Genomic DNA, 14,637 nt, shown 5'->3' with positions numbered 1-14,637 from the left:
AATCAGTTGCTTACATCGAAGTAAGCGAATCAGGCGAGCTGACGCTAGAGCCCCGGTAGAGCCATGCCGAGAGCCCCAAAGTGTCACCATGTCACAAGAGTCCACCATTAGAGATGGTGGACCCTGAACGCTGCGCGCCCAGGGCGGAAAGCTGAAAAGCTGTCTCCGCTTCCTATCCAGCCGTTCGCCACCGAGATGGAAGTCAAAATGACGAGCTGGATTCTTTACATCGTTATAGCCGCGACAGACGTGCCAGCAGTAGAGATGGGGCCATACGCTACTGCCGATGAGTGCCAAAAAGCAGGCGACCTATTCGGCGAAGAACACGCCAAAAAGGGAAAAAAAGAGTACATCGGCATCTACTGCCAGGAAGAAGAAAAGCCAAAAAGCAATTAGCCGGGATGGTTGCCACCGAGGCGACCAGAACGATTAGAGGCACCTGCGCTGCACATTCGTGCGACTTGGCAGGGGTTCCCCCTCGCTGCGCTACCCCAAACGACGTGATGCTGTATCCGCACGCCTAGAGGCATCCTCGCTCCGCTGGATCAGGGGCAAGCCCCTGCGCCCAAGGGCTACCCCGTGTTGAACAGTGGAGGGGTTGGGTTGAAATTTGCGCCTGGCGACCGTTCGTCGGTATTTATGGTAACGCGTTACATAATCTTTGTATTATTGGTAACGCGTGACTATAATTACATCACAGACAACGAAACGGAGTTCCAGCCATGCCCATGATCGACAACCAGCACCATTACAACACCGCACTTGCAGCTAAAGCAGGTAAGGGATTCCACGTTCGGGCCGATGCTTACTGGCTCGATCTGCTTGAATTTCTTCCTGCTGGTCACTTCGAAGTGCACGAGCTAGAGAAGCTGCAAAAACGTTACTTCGGGCTTCATCTTTCGATGGAAGAAGGCGAGGCCCAAGCTTACGAACTCCGTGGCTTCGTTGACGCCGTGGCGGTAATGGCTGGCGTATCCAAGGAAGATTTGGGATGGCTCTGTGATGCTTTCGAGTGGGTGATCGGACAATGAAAGATCCAATAGATCAGGCCACGCCGGATATGCTGGAAACGCCAAAACGCGGACGTCCGAAATCCGGTAACGCGTTATCGGCTGCGGAAAAGCAGAAGGCCTACCGTGATCGAAAAAAGCTGGAAGGTCTGAAAACAATAACGCTGAGCCGTTTAGAGATTTCAGCAATCACCCTGGGGCTGGCAAAGCTAGTCGCCGAACACCAACGGTATCCGACCGTTGCAGCCCGATATCAAGAAGTCCTAGACCGTTTCAGAGACTAGAGATCGAGAACAGCCTTGCAGGCTTCCTGCAAGGCTTGCAAACGCGCATCGAGGTCGAAAGATTCTCTATCGAGCTGCGCGAGCCTGGAACGCATCTGACGCGTTTCAGCAACAAGCCGAGGGTAATCCGACAAGACATGGCAAACAGCGTCCAGGGCATCCCTTGAGGGCGCGTAGAGCTGTGCGTCGCGGATTAGATGGGCTGGGATATCGAGTGGCATCGCATAATCGACGTTACATTAAATCGCGCCGGGAGCTTACGCGATTATCCCGACCCGACTGAACGTAACGTTTTCCATTATGCGAAGCCTAGAGATCGCCCAATAGGTGCAACCAGTGCAGACCGGCCACCAGCTGGCCTAGCAGGAATGCCAGCGGAAACGCCCACCAGGGATTCATTGCAGCGTTCTCGGCAAGCGGCTGGAGTCTTCGACCACGGTAACGCGGGTTCCGGCAGAGCCCCCAGCCTGGGCAGATCGGGACTGCGTCTCCGACCCGCCCAGGCTGGTTACGGTTTTTTGATCGACGCGGCCATACAAGTCGATGGGCCAAGCGCGGGCGACGTACGCGAGGCCCTGCTTCTCCAGCAGCAAGCCGTAATCCTTGCGGGTGACTTTCCAACCCAGGGCCTGCACTTCACTGAGCAACATTTTCTCTTTTTGGTGGTACGACTCATCGAGAAACTCGACATAACCGGACAATTCCTTACCCGGCTTCTCGCTCCACATATAGCCCATAGAGCGGAGCTGATGCACCTGGGCGAGCTTGTCCAGATAATCGATAGCAATCCGCTGCTGCTCACCGTCACCCTGGGCGACTTGCTGCTGAGCCTGCACCTGAGTCGGTGCAATTGCTTCAGGCGGTGGATTAACCAGCGCATTAGGCTTGAGCTCCTGAACCTGCGGTTCGGCCTGGACGGCCTGCATCGAGCCCGTAGCCGACTGCGGATGGAAGAATCCATAGAGGTGGTAAACAGCGAAGCACGCCGCCAGAAAGGCCAGCGGCACGCCCAGGGTTAGACCCTTGGTGTTGGCCAGCATGTTGGTCCGGGACGTGGTGTAAACCGTGCTGCGCGTGCCTTCGCGACGGTGGCTCATGTAGGTGCCGAAGTACCTCGAATCGTAGTCGCGAGATCCGGACAGGGTTTTGACGAACTTGCCGAATTTCTGCTTCTGATAGACCTCCCACTTGTAGCTGTTGGCCTTGCCGATCGCTTCCAGCTTGAGGAAGTAGATCACCGTGCGGATGCGGTTACGGATCAGCTTGTGAACATCGGACCGATCCTGACCCATGACGATAATATCGAGGCCCCGGTGCCGGTGTTCCGTCCAGAACTTTTGCTGGTTGAGCGGCAGCTTGTTAGCACCGCTAGGGAAATAGTCCTGAATCTCATCCCATACGATCAGCGCGTTATCCGGGGTCTGGTTGCACATCTCATTGATGCAACGCTGCACCTCGCCTTCGGCACTGTCCTGCTCAGCCGGCTCGACGTTGATGATCAACAGCTTGATCATTTCCAGCGGCTGCCCAGTTAGCTCGGCCAGCTTCTCGCAGTTCATCCCGCGGATGTTTGTGACCACCGTGCGGCGCGCCTTGAGCGCCGGAATGATGTGATAAACCACCGCTTCGTAAGTCTTGCCGGCCCCTGGCAAGCCTTCGTGATACTCGATTGCCATGGGTTACCACCTCCCGAGAGTGATTGCCTTGCGCGACAGGCGGAAAATCACAGCGCTGACGATCAAGCTAACCGCCGTGTTGAGCCCGGATTGGGCGAGGAAATAACCGATATGCGGCATGACCGGCGCGAGCACAGCCGACAGACTGTAACTGTCGAGGAACTCAGGAGTCGGCAGATCTTCGAGGATCGTGGCCACCGCTTCCAAAATGCCCTTGAGCACCCGAATGGGCAGATCGTCGAGGTACTGCATGAAGTCATCCCAAAGCCCCTTGTAGAAGTCGAGGGTCAACCATTTAGGCCACATAGAAACCTCACAAGAACGCGATACGGAAAGCCAGGAAGGCAGCGATAGCGATAACAACCGCCTTGATCAACTCCCATGGCACATTAGAGCCGCACCACTGATCGAGCTGTAAGTCAAAAACCCAAACATTGACGCTGTAAACCGGGCATGAGCCAGCGGCATTGACGGTCAAAAAGCCGCCAACTTTATCCATAATCGGTAAGTTAGAAACGCGGCCCTGATAGGCTTGGAGAACCGATATATAAGTATCTTCGCCGGGCTCATACCAATCCCCTCCTCCACCCTCGCCGCCGCCGCAATCCTCATCAGTGCAATCACCCAAGCCATCGCCATCGCCGTCCGGATTAGTGTTGCTTGCACAACTTGCACCAGTACAAGTAGAAGTCGAACCGGTTGAATTCCCGGTGGAATCTTTACCGGACACCGTTGTATTAGTCGTCACAGATACGGAGCAAGAGTTAAAACCCGTACATGTGGTAACCGTAGCAGTATCGGTTTTAGTTGTAGTCGTTGAGCCATCCGGATTCGTGACGGTATTAACGTCGGTTTTAACCTTGGCATCATTGAGGGATGGGTCTTTATAAGCACACACCTCTGCACCATTCACAGTGCCGCAATACATGCCTTCTTTACTGATTGTAGAAGTTGATTGGCAGGTTTGAGAGCCATCTGCATTAGTCGTATAAATACAAGGCTTGGTCTCCGTGTCGGTCTTGGGCACCGGGGCTGGATCGGTCGAAGCCGCTGGGCCTACGCCGTTTGATGAGTCGCATTCGGTGCCCGCGAAGATACCAGCGAGCTTGCAATTATAAGACCCACCAGTGCCAACAATTTTGCCAGTGCAGCGCACGTCAATTAATTCGGCGGCACAACCGCTAAAACATCCAGAACGAATGGTGGTTATTCGCTTTCCGCTTAAGGATGCAAAGCCATCGCCAATACTGCCCGCTTTAACAAATGAGCGTTCAGTACCCGCAAGAGAAGAGCACATATTAGTATCTTCACACGCGCCGGTAGTTGCGTTACTAACCTGGCCGGACGCGCAATCACACTTACCAGTGGACACGTTATAGGTGCTGCCAGCGGCGCACGTAGCCCCGGCACGACTGACGTACGCATATTGAACGCCGTATTTATTAGTAAAAGTACAACGGTATTGCACGGTCGAAATAAAGTTAGTTGAAACATAAGAAAATGGCGCACTCCCAGGACTATTTTGAGTGACATAACGCGGATAAAAGTCGTCGCACGCCGCCTCTGGAGTTACAAACTTAAGAGTGGTTTGCGCGCCATATGAGTTAGTCCAATAGTAATCGACCGCCCAGGACTGAGACGACAGGATCAGGAGGCCGAGAAGCCAACAATAATTGCGACGGCGCATACAGTCCCCCAGGCGAATATCGCGAATTCAATAAGCATTTCGAGCACTCCAAGGAAAAGGGCCTCCTAAGAGGCCCCCGATACAGCAGGAACGATCAGCGGAACCAACCGATAACTTTGCCGAAGCCCCATTTCGCGACACCCGGCAGGATCTTGATGGCAGCGATCGCGGCGATCGCGGTGACGATGGTGGTAGCGTCGATCGCAGTGGTGATCGCGGTGAAATCAAGCGCAGCAAACGCACTCGGGGTCGCAACAGCGGCAACAGTTGCAACAGCAATAGCGTTCAGCGTGAACAGTTTTTTGAATTGCATAGTTCAATCCTCAAAGGTTTCGAGAGTTTGTTGGCGGTCGTTAATCCAGTTGACGACAGCGCCAAATCCCCAGGCGGTAAGCCAGAGAATCAGGGGCAGAGACAACCCGGCCATGAAGGCGGCGCGGACTGCATCTGAATCGGGTTGTGCGAACAGCGTGACAAGCGTCGGGACTTGCTGGTACTCCTGGGCGTTCATCAGCGCGAAGCCAGCACAGGCCTCGGTGAATTCGCCCACGACCTCCAGCGTGGTTCCGGCAAGCTCAACGCAGACGGCCATTAGGCAGCTTCCTGTTCTTCATCAGCCCGGCAGTTCGGGCAGACGGCGAAAAATGGCGGCGTGGAATGGTCTTCCAGGGCGTCGGGTTGCGGGGCCGGCTGGCTGTACAGTTGGCCCATGTCGTCGCCGCAGCAGTTGCACAGAACACGGTCGAGAATCAGCACGGCCCACCCTCCCCTTAAGCCCGGACTGCAGCCGGAGCAGCGGCAGGCACAGGCGCAGCAGCCTGCAAGCGAAGCGGTACGCCGGTGACGTCTACTTGGTCATAGGCCGTTGCGCCCTTCTCTTTCTGGTAAAAACCAAAGAGAACCGGCACAAAAACCTCTTTGCCCAGGAACGGGCGGAAGGCGTTGTGCAGGCCCTTTTCAACTTCAAATTTGTCGATACGAGCATCGACATAACTGGTGGTCGGGCGGCCTTTACGATCGGCGCCTTGCACTTGGAGGGAAAGCTCAACACCGCCATAACCGGTCTCTTTGATGCCTTCCAGTACGCCGTGAACAATTCCAGGATTTGCCATTTCAGTTGCCTCTCGGATGTTGGGCTAATGCCCGGTTAAAAACTGGTTTATGCGGCCTCTGGCGTCGGTTCGACGTACCAGTCAGGGCGCTGTGCGCAGAAATCGACGGTCACGAAACGCAGAAGCGGGACCACGTTCGACTTGCGGTCGTTTTCGTTGAGTTTTTGCAGTGCAGCCTTAGAAAGACCCACTTCGCAGAGGTCGCCAACGTGGCGGTAAAAATTCCGAGGGCCGAGCTCTTTGGTATGCTGCCAGCCGTAGTCCTTGATGCTCAGATAGGTGCGGAAAAGAGACTTGGCATACGCCGTCGATGGGTTACCTTCGACGTAGATCGAAGGCACCACCACACCCGCCTCTACACGCTCTTTGGTGAAGCGACCTTTGCCCGGCTTGGTGAATTTTTCGAGCAGCGCTTCGTAGACTTTGTCGTCATTGATCACTTTCATTTCCACACCTCCAAAGGCCGCGAATAGGTCCTTTGTCACTTCCTTCCAACATTCTTGAATCAGGCAACGACCCTGACTTTCCAGTTCTTCCTGATAGTCACAAAGCGCCCCCAATTTGGTGGGGATGTTCCGGCGACTCATCCAGCGGTGAAGCACGGTGGCCTCCATCCGCAACAAGTACTTGGTCCACTCGATCAGTCGCGGGTCAGACATGACTTTCAACGCCCGGCGAATGCCGAGGTTGTGCCGCCCTGCCCGCTTCATTTCGTCGAGCTGGTTCTGATACTCAAGGTGCTTGAGGTACGCCTTGAGGCGCTTAAGGCGGGTCTTCTTGGAGCCGAAATAGGCCGAGCTGGAATAGTTATCGCCCCGGCTTTTGGTCTGGCCGTTGCTGACGTTGGTCAGCGCGTCAATCACCTGATAGGCCGTGCGCTCGTCGTCCAGGCGGCTGCTGTAAGTGCAGTCCATGCCGTAAACGACCGTTTCAGGGATATCGAGCAGCGCAAACAGCTTCGGATAGCTGCCAGCCAGCCACTTGAGCATCACCTCAGCACCCAAGCGGATGCTGGTCGGGCCGAATACGTTATGCCCCTGAAGAAGCTTGGCCGGGCTGGCCTTTAGCTCGATGCCGGGATCAAGGCGCTTGCCTAGCGTCTGGTGGAAAACCTTAAACGCCATCGGCGTGAACCCGGTCGAAAGCGACTCCCACGGGTGACGCAGGTAGTCGGCCTGCAACTGACCTTCATCGTCCCGACTAACCTGCCCTTGGAGCGGTACACCTAAGCTTTCCAAATCCACATAGAAATGCGGATCGCCCGACTCAAGTCGGGAAACGCATGGAATGCGGAAGGGGATGAAAAGGTGAAGTCGGTCTAACATTTATCGCTTCCCTGACCATTTGCATGCATGCATGCAAATAACATTTGAGCGAAATGTATACGCGTCCACACGCATGCGTCAACACAAGTAACATGCATGCACGTACACTTTTTGGAGACGGCCGATGAAAGGTGGTGGCTCGATGCCAGCAACTCTTAGATTGACAACCGCAGAGCAAGAGCTCTTGCGGAAAAAATGCATAGATATCAATAAGTTACTAATAAAACAGGGCAAGCAACCGCTAAGGGATAGCGAGCTAGCGCATTTTTTATTAGAAAAATCAGTTGCTTACATCGAAGTAAGCGAATCAGGCGAGCTGACGCTAGAGCCCCGGTAGAGCCATGCCGAGAGCCCCAAAGTGTCACCATGTCACAAGAGTCCACCATTAGAGATGGTGGACCCTGAACGCTGCGCGCCCAGGGCGGAAAGCTGAAAAGCTGTCTCCGCTTCCTATCCAGCCGTTCGCCACCGAGATGGAAGTCAAAATGACGAGCTGGATTCTTTACATCGTTATAGCCGCGACAGACGTGCCAGCAGTAGAGATGGGGCCATACGCTACTGCCGATGAGTGCCAAAAAGCAGGCGACCTATTCGGCGAAGAACACGCCAAAAAGGGAAAAAAAGAGTACATCGGCATCTACTGCCAGGAAGAAGAAAAGCCAAAAAGCAATTAGCCGGGATGGTTGCCACCGAGGCGACCAGAACGATTAGAGGCACCTGCGCTGCACATTCGTGCGACTTGGCAGGGGTTCCCCCTCGCTGCGCTACCCCAAACGACGTGATGCTGTATCCGCACGCCTAGAGGCATCCTCGCTCCGCTGGATCAGGGGCAAGCCCCTGCGCCCAAGGGCTACCCCGTGTTGAACAGTGGAGGGGTTGGGTTGAAATTTGCGCCTGGCGACCGTTCGTCGGTATTTATGGTAACGCGTTACATAATCTTTGTATTATTGGTAACGCGTGACTATAATTACATCACAGACAACGAAACGGAGTTCCAGCCATGCCCATGATCGACAACCAGCACCATTACAACACCGCACTTGCAGCTAAAGCAGGTAAGGGATTCCACGTTCGGGCCGATGCTTACTGGCTCGATCTGCTTGAATTTCTTCCTGCTGGTCACTTCGAAGTGCACGAGCTAGAGAAGCTGCAAAAACGTTACTTCGGGCTTCATCTTTCGATGGAAGAAGGCGAGGCCCAAGCTTACGAACTCCGTGGCTTCGTTGACGCCGTGGCGGTAATGGCTGGCGTATCCAAGGAAGATTTGGGATGGCTCTGTGATGCTTTCGAGTGGGTGATCGGACAATGAAAGATCCAATAGATCAGGCCACGCCGGATATGCTGGAAACGCCAAAACGCGGACGTCCGAAATCCGGTAACGCGTTATCGGCTGCGGAAAAGCAGAAGGCCTACCGTGATCGAAAAAAGCTGGAAGGTCTGAAAACAATAACGCTGAGCCGTTTAGAGATTTCAGCAATCACCCTGGGGCTGGCAAAGCTAGTCGCCGAACACCAACGGTATCCGACCGTTGCAGCCCGATATCAAGAAGTCCTAGACCGTTTCAGAGACTAGAGATCGAGAACAGCCTTGCAGGCTTCCTGCAAGGCTTGCAAACGCGCATCGAGGTCGAAAGATTCTCTATCGAGCTGCGCGAGCCTGGAACGCATCTGACGCGTTTCAGCAACAAGCCGAGGGTAATCCGACAAGACATGGCAAACAGCGTCCAGGGCATCCCTTGAGGGCGCGTAGAGCTGTGCGTCGCGGATTAGATGGGCTGGGATATCGAGTGGCATCGCATAATCGACGTTACATTAAATCGCGCCGGGAGCTTACGCGATTATCCCGACCCGACTGAACGTAACGTTTTCCATTATGCGAAGCCTAGAGATCGCCCAATAGGTGCAACCAGTGCAGACCGGCCACCAGCTGGCCTAGCAGGAATGCCAGCGGAAACGCCCACCAGGGATTCATTGCAGCGTTCTCGGCAAGCGGCTGGAGTCTTCGACCACGGTAACGCGGGTTCCGGCAGAGCCCCCAGCCTGGGCAGATCGGGACTGCGTCTCCGACCCGCCCAGGCTGGTTACGGTTTTTTGATCGACGCGGCCATACAAGTCGATGGGCCAAGCGCGGGCGACGTACGCGAGGCCCTGCTTCTCCAGCAGCAAGCCGTAATCCTTGCGGGTGACTTTCCAACCCAGGGCCTGCACTTCACTGAGCAACATTTTCTCTTTTTGGTGGTACGACTCATCGAGAAACTCGACATAACCGGACAATTCCTTACCCGGCTTCTCGCTCCACATATAGCCCATAGAGCGGAGCTGATGCACCTGGGCGAGCTTGTCCAGATAATCGATAGCAATCCGCTGCTGCTCACCGTCACCCTGGGCGACTTGCTGCTGAGCCTGCACCTGAGTCGGTGCAATTGCTTCAGGCGGTGGATTAACCAGCGCATTAGGCTTGAGCTCCTGAACCTGCGGTTCGGCCTGGACGGCCTGCATCGAGCCCGTAGCCGACTGCGGATGGAAGAATCCATAGAGGTGGTAAACAGCGAAGCACGCCGCCAGAAAGGCCAGCGGCACGCCCAGGGTTAGACCCTTGGTGTTGGCCAGCATGTTGGTCCGGGACGTGGTGTAAACCGTGCTGCGCGTGCCTTCGCGACGGTGGCTCATGTAGGTGCCGAAGTACCTCGAATCGTAGTCGCGAGATCCGGACAGGGTTTTGACGAACTTGCCGAATTTCTGCTTCTGATAGACCTCCCACTTGTAGCTGTTGGCCTTGCCGATCGCTTCCAGCTTGAGGAAGTAGATCACCGTGCGGATGCGGTTACGGATCAGCTTGTGAACATCGGACCGATCCTGACCCATGACGATAATATCGAGGCCCCGGTGCCGGTGTTCCGTCCAGAACTTTTGCTGGTTGAGCGGCAGCTTGTTAGCACCGCTAGGGAAATAGTCCTGAATCTCATCCCATACGATCAGCGCGTTATCCGGGGTCTGGTTGCACATCTCATTGATGCAACGCTGCACCTCGCCTTCGGCACTGTCCTGCTCAGCCGGCTCGACGTTGATGATCAACAGCTTGATCATTTCCAGCGGCTGCCCAGTTAGCTCGGCCAGCTTCTCGCAGTTCATCCCGCGGATGTTTGTGACCACCGTGCGGCGCGCCTTGAGCGCCGGAATGATGTGATAAACCACCGCTTCGTAAGTCTTGCCGGCCCCTGGCAAGCCTTCGTGATACTCGATTGCCATGGGTTACCACCTCCCGAGAGTGATTGCCTTGCGCGACAGGCGGAAAATCACAGCGCTGACGATCAAGCTAACCGCCGTGTTGAGCCCGGATTGGGCGAGGAAATAACCGATATGCGGCATGACCGGCGCGAGCACAGCCGACAGACTGTAACTGTCGAGGAACTCAGGAGTCGGCAGATCTTCGAGGATCGTGGCCACCGCTTCCAAAATGCCCTTGAGCACCCGAATGGGCAGATCGTCGAGGTACTGCATGAAGTCATCCCAAAGCCCCTTGTAGAAGTCGAGGGTCAACCATTTAGGCCACATAGAAACCTCACAAGAACGCGATACGGAAAGCCAGGAAGGCAGCGATAGCGATAACAACCGCCTTGATCAACTCCCATGGCACATTAGAGCCGCACCACTGATCGAGCTGTAAGTCAAAAACCCAAACATTGACGCTGTAAACCGGGCATGAGCCAGCGGCATTGACGGTCAAAAAGCCGCCAACTTTATCCATAATCGGTAAGTTAGAAACGCGGCCCTGATAGGCTTGGAGAACCGATATATAAGTATCTTCGCCGGGCTCATACCAATCCCCTCCTCCACCCTCGCCGCCGCCGCAATCCTCATCAGTGCAATCACCCAAGCCATCGCCATCGCCGTCCGGATTAGTGTTGCTTGCACAACTTGCACCAGTACAAGTAGAAGTCGAACCGGTTGAATTCCCGGTGGAATCTTTACCGGACACCGTTGTATTAGTCGTCACAGATACGGAGCAAGAGTTAAAACCCGTACATGTGGTAACCGTAGCAGTATCGGTTTTAGTTGTAGTCGTTGAGCCATCCGGATTCGTGACGGTATTAACGTCGGTTTTAACCTTGGCATCATTGAGGGATGGGTCTTTATAAGCACACACCTCTGCACCATTCACAGTGCCGCAATACATGCCTTCTTTACTGATTGTAGAAGTTGATTGGCAGGTTTGAGAGCCATCTGCATTAGTCGTATAAATACAAGGCTTGGTCTCCGTGTCGGTCTTGGGCACCGGGGCTGGATCGGTCGAAGCCGCTGGGCCTACGCCGTTTGATGAGTCGCATTCGGTGCCCGCGAAGATACCAGCGAGCTTGCAATTATAAGACCCACCAGTGCCAACAATTTTGCCAGTGCAGCGCACGTCAATTAATTCGGCGGCACAACCGCTAAAACATCCAGAACGAATGGTGGTTATTCGCTTTCCGCTTAAGGATGCAAAGCCATCGCCAATACTGCCCGCTTTAACAAATGAGCGTTCAGTACCCGCAAGAGAAGAGCACATATTAGTATCTTCACACGCGCCGGTAGTTGCGTTACTAACCTGGCCGGACGCGCAATCACACTTACCAGTGGACACGTTATAGGTGCTGCCAGCGGCGCACGTAGCCCCGGCACGACTGACGTACGCATATTGAACGCCGTATTTATTAGTAAAAGTACAACGGTATTGCACGGTCGAAATAAAGTTAGTTGAAACATAAGAAAATGGCGCACTCCCAGGACTATTTTGAGTGACATAACGCGGATAAAAGTCGTCGCACGCCGCCTCTGGAGTTACAAACTTAAGAGTGGTTTGCGCGCCATATGAGTTAGTCCAATAGTAATCGACCGCCCAGGACTGAGACGACAGGATCAGGAGGCCGAGAAGCCAACAATAATTGCGACGGCGCATACAGTCCCCCAGGCGAATATCGCGAATTCAATAAGCATTTCGAGCACTCCAAGGAAAAGGGCCTCCTAAGAGGCCCCCGATACAGCAGGAACGATCAGCGGAACCAACCGATAACTTTGCCGAAGCCCCATTTCGCGACACCCGGCAGGATCTTGATGGCAGCGATCGCGGCGATCGCGGTGACGATGGTGGTAGCGTCGATCGCAGTGGTGATCGCGGTGAAATCAAGCGCAGCAAACGCACTCGGGGTCGCAACAGCGGCAACAGTTGCAACAGCAATAGCGTTCAGCGTGAACAGTTTTTTGAATTGCATAGTTCAATCCTCAAAGGTTTCGAGAGTTTGTTGGCGGTCGTTAATCCAGTTGACGACAGCGCCAAATCCCCAGGCGGTAAGCCAGAGAATCAGGGGCAGAGACAACCCGGCCATGAAGGCGGCGCGGACTGCATCTGAATCGGGTTGTGCGAACAGCGTGACAAGCGTCGGGACTTGCTGGTACTCCTGGGCGTTCATCAGCGCGAAGCCAGCACAGGCCTCGGTGAATTCGCCCACGACCTCCAGCGTGGTTCCGGCAAGCTCAACGCAGACGGCCATTAGGCAGCTTCCTGTTCTTCATCAGCCCGGCAGTTCGGGCAGACGGCGAAAAATGGCGGCGTGGAATGGTCTTCCAGGGCGTCGGGTTGCGGGGCCGGCTGGCTGTACAGTTGGCCCATGTCGTCGCCGCAGCAGTTGCACAGAACACGGTCGAGAATCAGCACGGCCCACCCTCCCCTTAAGCCCGGACTGCAGCCGGAGCAGCGGCAGGCACAGGCGCAGCAGCCTGCAAGCGAAGCGGTACGCCGGTGACGTCTACTTGGTCATAGGCCGTTGCGCCCTTCTCTTTCTGGTAAAAACCAAAGAGAACCGGCACAAAAACCTCTTTGCCCAGGAACGGGCGGAAGGCGTTGTGCAGGCCCTTTTCAACTTCAAATTTGTCGATACGAGCATCGACATAACTGGTGGTCGGGCGGCCTTTACGATCGGCGCCTTGCACTTGGAGGGAAAGCTCAACACCGCCATAACCGGTCTCTTTGATGCCTTCCAGTACGCCGTGAACAATTCCAGGATTTGCCATTTCAGTTGCCTCTCGGATGTTGGGCTAATGCCCGGTTAAAAACTGGTTTATGCGGCCTCTGGCGTCGGTTCGACGTACCAGTCAGGGCGCTGTGCGCAGAAATCGACGGTCACGAAACGCAGAAGCGGGACCACGTTCGACTTGCGGTCGTTTTCGTTGAGTTTTTGCAGTGCAGCCTTAGAAAGACCCACTTCGCAGAGGTCGCCAACGTGGCGGTAAAAATTCCGAGGGCCGAGCTCTTTGGTATGCTGCCAGCCGTAGTCCTTGATGCTCAGATAGGTGCGGAAAAGAGACTTGGCATACGCCGTCGATGGGTTACCTTCGACGTAGATCGAAGGCACCACCACACCCGCCTCTACACGCTCTTTGGTGAAGCGACCTTTGCCCGGCTTGGTGAATTTTTCGAGCAGCGCTTCGTAGACTTTGTCGTCATTGATCACTTTCATTTCCACACCTCCAAAGGCCGCGAATAGGTCCTTTGTCACTTCCTTCCAACATTCTTGAATCAGGCAACGACCCTGACTTTCCAGTTCTTCCTGATAGTCACAAAGCGCCCCCAATTTGGTGGGGATGTTCCGGCGACTCATCCAGCGGTGAAGCACGGTGGCCTCCATCCGCAACAAGTACTTGGTCCACTCGATCAGTCGCGGGTCAGACATGACTTTCAACGCCCGGCGAATGCCGAGGTTGTGCCGCCCTGCCCGCTTCATTTCGTCGAGCTGGTTCTGATACTCAAGGTGCTTGAGGTACGCCTTGAGGCGCTTAAGGCGGGTCTTCTTGGAGCCGAAATAGGCCGAGCTGGAATAGTTATCGCCCCGGCTTTTGGTCTGGCCGTTGCTGACGTTGGTCAGCGCGTCAATCACCTGATAGGCCGTGCGCTCGTCGTCCAGGCGGCTGCTGTAAGTGCAGTCCATGCCGTAAACGACCGTTTCAGGGATATCGAGCAGCGCAAACAGCTTCGGATAGCTGCCAGCCAGCCACTTGAGCATCACCTCAGCACCCAAGCGGATGCTGGTCGGGCCGAATACGTTATGCCCCTGAAGAAGCTTGGCCGGGCTGGCCTTTAGCTCGATGCCGGGATCAAGGCGCTTGCCTAGCGTCTGGTGGAAAACCTTAAACGCCATCGGCGTGAACCCGGTCGAAAGCGACTCCCACGGGTGACGCAGGTAGTCGGCCTGCAACTGACCTTCATCGTCCCGACTAACCTGCCCTTGGAGCGGTACACCTAAGCTTTCCAAATCCACATAGAAATGCGGATCGCCCGACTCAAGTCGGGAAACGCATGGAATGCGGAAGGGGATGAAAAGGTGAAGTCGGTCTAACATTTATCGCTTCCCTGACCATTTGCATGCATGCATGCAAATAACATTTGAGCGAAATGTATACGCGTCCACACGCATGCGTCAACACAAGTAACATGCATGCACGTACACTTTTTGGAGACGGCCGATGAAAGGTGGTGGCTCGATGCCAGCAACTCTTAGATTGACAACCGC

At 54.9% G+C, this 14,637-nt stretch carries 22 protein-coding genes; 6 read left to right on the top strand and 16 right to left on the bottom strand.

From position 1 onward, the window contains the following. Positions 1 to 207 precede the first annotated feature (207 nt). The 3 genes from AC3IYG_RS10850 (at position 208) to AC3IYG_RS10840 (ending at position 1,294) form a co-directional block, all read left to right on the top strand. On the top strand, positions 208 to 396 hold the full coding sequence (locus AC3IYG_RS10850; RefSeq protein ID WP_489313717.1) for a hypothetical protein: 189 nt from the start codon (positions 208 to 210) through the stop codon (positions 394 to 396). A 326-nt stretch (positions 397 to 722) separates the two neighbouring features. Beyond that, entirely contained in the window at positions 723 to 1,031 is a 309-nt protein-coding gene (locus AC3IYG_RS10845) for a hypothetical protein (RefSeq protein WP_489313716.1), read from the top strand. Further along, positions 1,028 to 1,294, top strand: a complete 267-nt coding sequence (locus AC3IYG_RS10840; RefSeq protein ID WP_489313715.1) for a hypothetical protein — start codon at positions 1,028 to 1,030, stop codon at positions 1,292 to 1,294. Before AC3IYG_RS10845 ends, AC3IYG_RS10840 begins: the two co-directional genes overlap by 4 nt. A gap of 395 nt (positions 1,295 to 1,689) precedes the next feature. Here the strand turns inward: AC3IYG_RS10840 and AC3IYG_RS10835 are convergent, their stop codons facing one another. The 8 genes from AC3IYG_RS10835 to AC3IYG_RS10800 form a co-directional block, all read right to left on the bottom strand. Beyond that, complete coding sequence (locus AC3IYG_RS10835) at positions 1,690 to 2,970, bottom strand: zonular occludens toxin domain-containing protein (protein WP_489313725.1); 1,281 nt, start codon at positions 2,968 to 2,970, stop codon at positions 1,690 to 1,692. Positions 2,971 to 2,973: 3 nt separating this feature from the next. After that, complete coding sequence (locus AC3IYG_RS10830; protein WP_489313724.1) at positions 2,974 to 3,276, bottom strand: hypothetical protein; 303 nt, start codon at positions 3,274 to 3,276, stop codon at positions 2,974 to 2,976. A gap of 7 nt (positions 3,277 to 3,283) precedes the next feature. Then, complete coding sequence (locus tag AC3IYG_RS10825; RefSeq protein WP_489313723.1) at positions 3,284 to 4,657, bottom strand: hypothetical protein; 1,374 nt, start codon at positions 4,655 to 4,657, stop codon at positions 3,284 to 3,286. A gap of 94 nt (positions 4,658 to 4,751) precedes the next feature. Next, positions 4,752 to 4,970 (bottom strand): hypothetical protein, encoded by a 219-nt coding sequence (locus AC3IYG_RS10820; protein WP_489313722.1) that lies wholly within the window; start codon positions 4,968 to 4,970, stop codon positions 4,752 to 4,754. Between the two features lie 3 nt (positions 4,971 to 4,973). Next, positions 4,974 to 5,249, bottom strand: coding sequence for a hypothetical protein (locus AC3IYG_RS10815; protein ID WP_489313721.1), 276 nt, complete (start codon positions 5,247 to 5,249; stop codon positions 4,974 to 4,976). Continuing rightward, positions 5,249 to 5,413 carry a hypothetical protein gene (locus AC3IYG_RS10810; protein ID WP_489313720.1) on the bottom strand — a complete coding sequence of 55 codons (165 nt, stop codon included), beginning with the start codon at positions 5,411 to 5,413 and terminating at the stop codon, positions 5,249 to 5,251. The genes AC3IYG_RS10815 and AC3IYG_RS10810 overlap by 1 nt, the downstream gene beginning before the upstream one ends. A gap of 14 nt (positions 5,414 to 5,427) precedes the next feature. Continuing rightward, positions 5,428 to 5,769 (bottom strand): hypothetical protein, encoded by a 342-nt coding sequence (locus AC3IYG_RS10805; protein WP_489313719.1) that lies wholly within the window; start codon positions 5,767 to 5,769, stop codon positions 5,428 to 5,430. A 47-nt stretch (positions 5,770 to 5,816) separates the two neighbouring features. Continuing rightward, positions 5,817 to 7,094, bottom strand: coding sequence for a phage/plasmid replication protein, II/X family (locus AC3IYG_RS10800; protein WP_489313718.1), 1,278 nt, complete (start codon positions 7,092 to 7,094; stop codon positions 5,817 to 5,819). A gap of 485 nt (positions 7,095 to 7,579) precedes the next feature. Here AC3IYG_RS10800 and AC3IYG_RS10795 point away from each other — a divergent pair, with 485 nt between their 5' ends. The 3 genes from AC3IYG_RS10795 (at position 7,580) to AC3IYG_RS10785 (ending at position 8,666) form a co-directional block, all read left to right on the top strand. After that, complete coding sequence (locus AC3IYG_RS10795; protein WP_489313717.1) at positions 7,580 to 7,768, top strand: hypothetical protein; 189 nt, start codon at positions 7,580 to 7,582, stop codon at positions 7,766 to 7,768. A 326-nt stretch (positions 7,769 to 8,094) separates the two neighbouring features. Continuing rightward, a complete protein-coding gene (locus AC3IYG_RS10790; protein ID WP_489313716.1) occupies positions 8,095 to 8,403 on the top strand; it encodes a hypothetical protein in 309 nt (102 codons plus the stop codon). Continuing rightward, positions 8,400 to 8,666 carry a hypothetical protein gene (locus tag AC3IYG_RS10785; RefSeq protein ID WP_489313715.1) on the top strand — a complete coding sequence of 89 codons (267 nt, stop codon included), beginning with the start codon at positions 8,400 to 8,402 and terminating at the stop codon, positions 8,664 to 8,666. The genes AC3IYG_RS10790 and AC3IYG_RS10785 overlap by 4 nt, the downstream gene beginning before the upstream one ends. 395 nt (positions 8,667 to 9,061) lie before the next feature. On the opposite strand, the gene AC3IYG_RS10780 is transcribed toward AC3IYG_RS10785, so the two are convergent. The 8 genes from AC3IYG_RS10780 to AC3IYG_RS10745 all read right to left on the bottom strand — a co-directional run bounded on the left by AC3IYG_RS10780 (position 9,062) and on the right by AC3IYG_RS10745 (position 14,466). Then, on the bottom strand, positions 9,062 to 10,342 hold the full coding sequence (locus tag AC3IYG_RS10780) for a zonular occludens toxin domain-containing protein (protein ID WP_489313725.1): 1,281 nt from the start codon (positions 10,340 to 10,342) through the stop codon (positions 9,062 to 9,064). 3 nt (positions 10,343 to 10,345) lie between these two features. Then, a complete protein-coding gene (locus AC3IYG_RS10775; protein ID WP_489313724.1) occupies positions 10,346 to 10,648 on the bottom strand; it encodes a hypothetical protein in 303 nt (100 codons plus the stop codon). A 7-nt stretch (positions 10,649 to 10,655) separates the two neighbouring features. Further along, on the bottom strand, positions 10,656 to 12,029 hold the full coding sequence (locus AC3IYG_RS10770) for a hypothetical protein (RefSeq protein ID WP_489313723.1): 1,374 nt from the start codon (positions 12,027 to 12,029) through the stop codon (positions 10,656 to 10,658). A gap of 94 nt (positions 12,030 to 12,123) precedes the next feature. Then, positions 12,124 to 12,342 carry a hypothetical protein gene (locus AC3IYG_RS10765; protein ID WP_489313722.1) on the bottom strand — a complete coding sequence of 73 codons (219 nt, stop codon included), beginning with the start codon at positions 12,340 to 12,342 and terminating at the stop codon, positions 12,124 to 12,126. A 3-nt stretch (positions 12,343 to 12,345) separates the two neighbouring features. After that, complete coding sequence (locus AC3IYG_RS10760; protein WP_489313721.1) at positions 12,346 to 12,621, bottom strand: hypothetical protein; 276 nt, start codon at positions 12,619 to 12,621, stop codon at positions 12,346 to 12,348. Next, complete coding sequence (locus tag AC3IYG_RS10755; RefSeq protein WP_489313720.1) at positions 12,621 to 12,785, bottom strand: hypothetical protein; 165 nt, start codon at positions 12,783 to 12,785, stop codon at positions 12,621 to 12,623. Before AC3IYG_RS10755 ends, AC3IYG_RS10760 begins: the two co-directional genes overlap by 1 nt. A 14-nt stretch (positions 12,786 to 12,799) precedes the next feature. After that, positions 12,800 to 13,141, bottom strand: a complete 342-nt coding sequence (locus tag AC3IYG_RS10750) for a hypothetical protein (protein ID WP_489313719.1) — start codon at positions 13,139 to 13,141, stop codon at positions 12,800 to 12,802. Positions 13,142 to 13,188: 47 nt separating this feature from the next. Next, complete coding sequence (locus AC3IYG_RS10745) at positions 13,189 to 14,466, bottom strand: phage/plasmid replication protein, II/X family (RefSeq protein WP_489313718.1); 1,278 nt, start codon at positions 14,464 to 14,466, stop codon at positions 13,189 to 13,191. Positions 14,467 to 14,637 lie beyond the last annotated feature (171 nt).

The sequence above is a fragment of the Pseudomonas sp. KH_027 genome, from assembly GCF_057838565.1.
The sequence above is the reverse complement of the archived record's forward strand: the minus strand, read 5'-3'. Positions and strand labels throughout refer to the sequence as shown.

Excerpts from the sequence above, each read along its gene's own strand:
- AC3IYG_RS10850 (WP_489313717.1), top strand. The coding sequence starts at position 208 with ATGACGAGCTGGATTCTTTACATCGTTATAGCCGCGACAGACGTGCCA.
- AC3IYG_RS10845 (WP_489313716.1), top strand. The coding sequence starts at position 723 with ATGCCCATGATCGACAACCAGCACCATTACAACACCGCACTTGCAGCT.
- AC3IYG_RS10840 (WP_489313715.1), top strand. The coding sequence starts at position 1,028 with ATGAAAGATCCAATAGATCAGGCCACGCCGGATATGCTGGAAACGCCA.
- AC3IYG_RS10835 (WP_489313725.1), bottom strand. The coding sequence starts at position 2,970 with ATGGCAATCGAGTATCACGAAGGCTTGCCAGGGGCCGGCAAGACTTAC.
- AC3IYG_RS10830 (WP_489313724.1), bottom strand. The coding sequence starts at position 3,276 with ATGTGGCCTAAATGGTTGACCCTCGACTTCTACAAGGGGCTTTGGGAT.
- AC3IYG_RS10825 (WP_489313723.1), bottom strand. The coding sequence starts at position 4,657 with ATGCGCCGTCGCAATTATTGTTGGCTTCTCGGCCTCCTGATCCTGTCG.
- AC3IYG_RS10820 (WP_489313722.1), bottom strand. The coding sequence starts at position 4,970 with ATGCAATTCAAAAAACTGTTCACGCTGAACGCTATTGCTGTTGCAACT.
- AC3IYG_RS10815 (WP_489313721.1), bottom strand. The coding sequence starts at position 5,249 with ATGGCCGTCTGCGTTGAGCTTGCCGGAACCACGCTGGAGGTCGTGGGC.
- AC3IYG_RS10805 (WP_489313719.1), bottom strand. The coding sequence starts at position 5,769 with ATGGCAAATCCTGGAATTGTTCACGGCGTACTGGAAGGCATCAAAGAG.
- AC3IYG_RS10800 (WP_489313718.1), bottom strand. The coding sequence starts at position 7,094 with ATGTTAGACCGACTTCACCTTTTCATCCCCTTCCGCATTCCATGCGTT.
- AC3IYG_RS10795 (WP_489313717.1), top strand. The coding sequence starts at position 7,580 with ATGACGAGCTGGATTCTTTACATCGTTATAGCCGCGACAGACGTGCCA.
- AC3IYG_RS10790 (WP_489313716.1), top strand. The coding sequence starts at position 8,095 with ATGCCCATGATCGACAACCAGCACCATTACAACACCGCACTTGCAGCT.
- AC3IYG_RS10785 (WP_489313715.1), top strand. The coding sequence starts at position 8,400 with ATGAAAGATCCAATAGATCAGGCCACGCCGGATATGCTGGAAACGCCA.
- AC3IYG_RS10780 (WP_489313725.1), bottom strand. The coding sequence starts at position 10,342 with ATGGCAATCGAGTATCACGAAGGCTTGCCAGGGGCCGGCAAGACTTAC.
- AC3IYG_RS10775 (WP_489313724.1), bottom strand. The coding sequence starts at position 10,648 with ATGTGGCCTAAATGGTTGACCCTCGACTTCTACAAGGGGCTTTGGGAT.
- AC3IYG_RS10770 (WP_489313723.1), bottom strand. The coding sequence starts at position 12,029 with ATGCGCCGTCGCAATTATTGTTGGCTTCTCGGCCTCCTGATCCTGTCG.
- AC3IYG_RS10765 (WP_489313722.1), bottom strand. The coding sequence starts at position 12,342 with ATGCAATTCAAAAAACTGTTCACGCTGAACGCTATTGCTGTTGCAACT.
- AC3IYG_RS10760 (WP_489313721.1), bottom strand. The coding sequence starts at position 12,621 with ATGGCCGTCTGCGTTGAGCTTGCCGGAACCACGCTGGAGGTCGTGGGC.
- AC3IYG_RS10750 (WP_489313719.1), bottom strand. The coding sequence starts at position 13,141 with ATGGCAAATCCTGGAATTGTTCACGGCGTACTGGAAGGCATCAAAGAG.
- AC3IYG_RS10745 (WP_489313718.1), bottom strand. The coding sequence starts at position 14,466 with ATGTTAGACCGACTTCACCTTTTCATCCCCTTCCGCATTCCATGCGTT.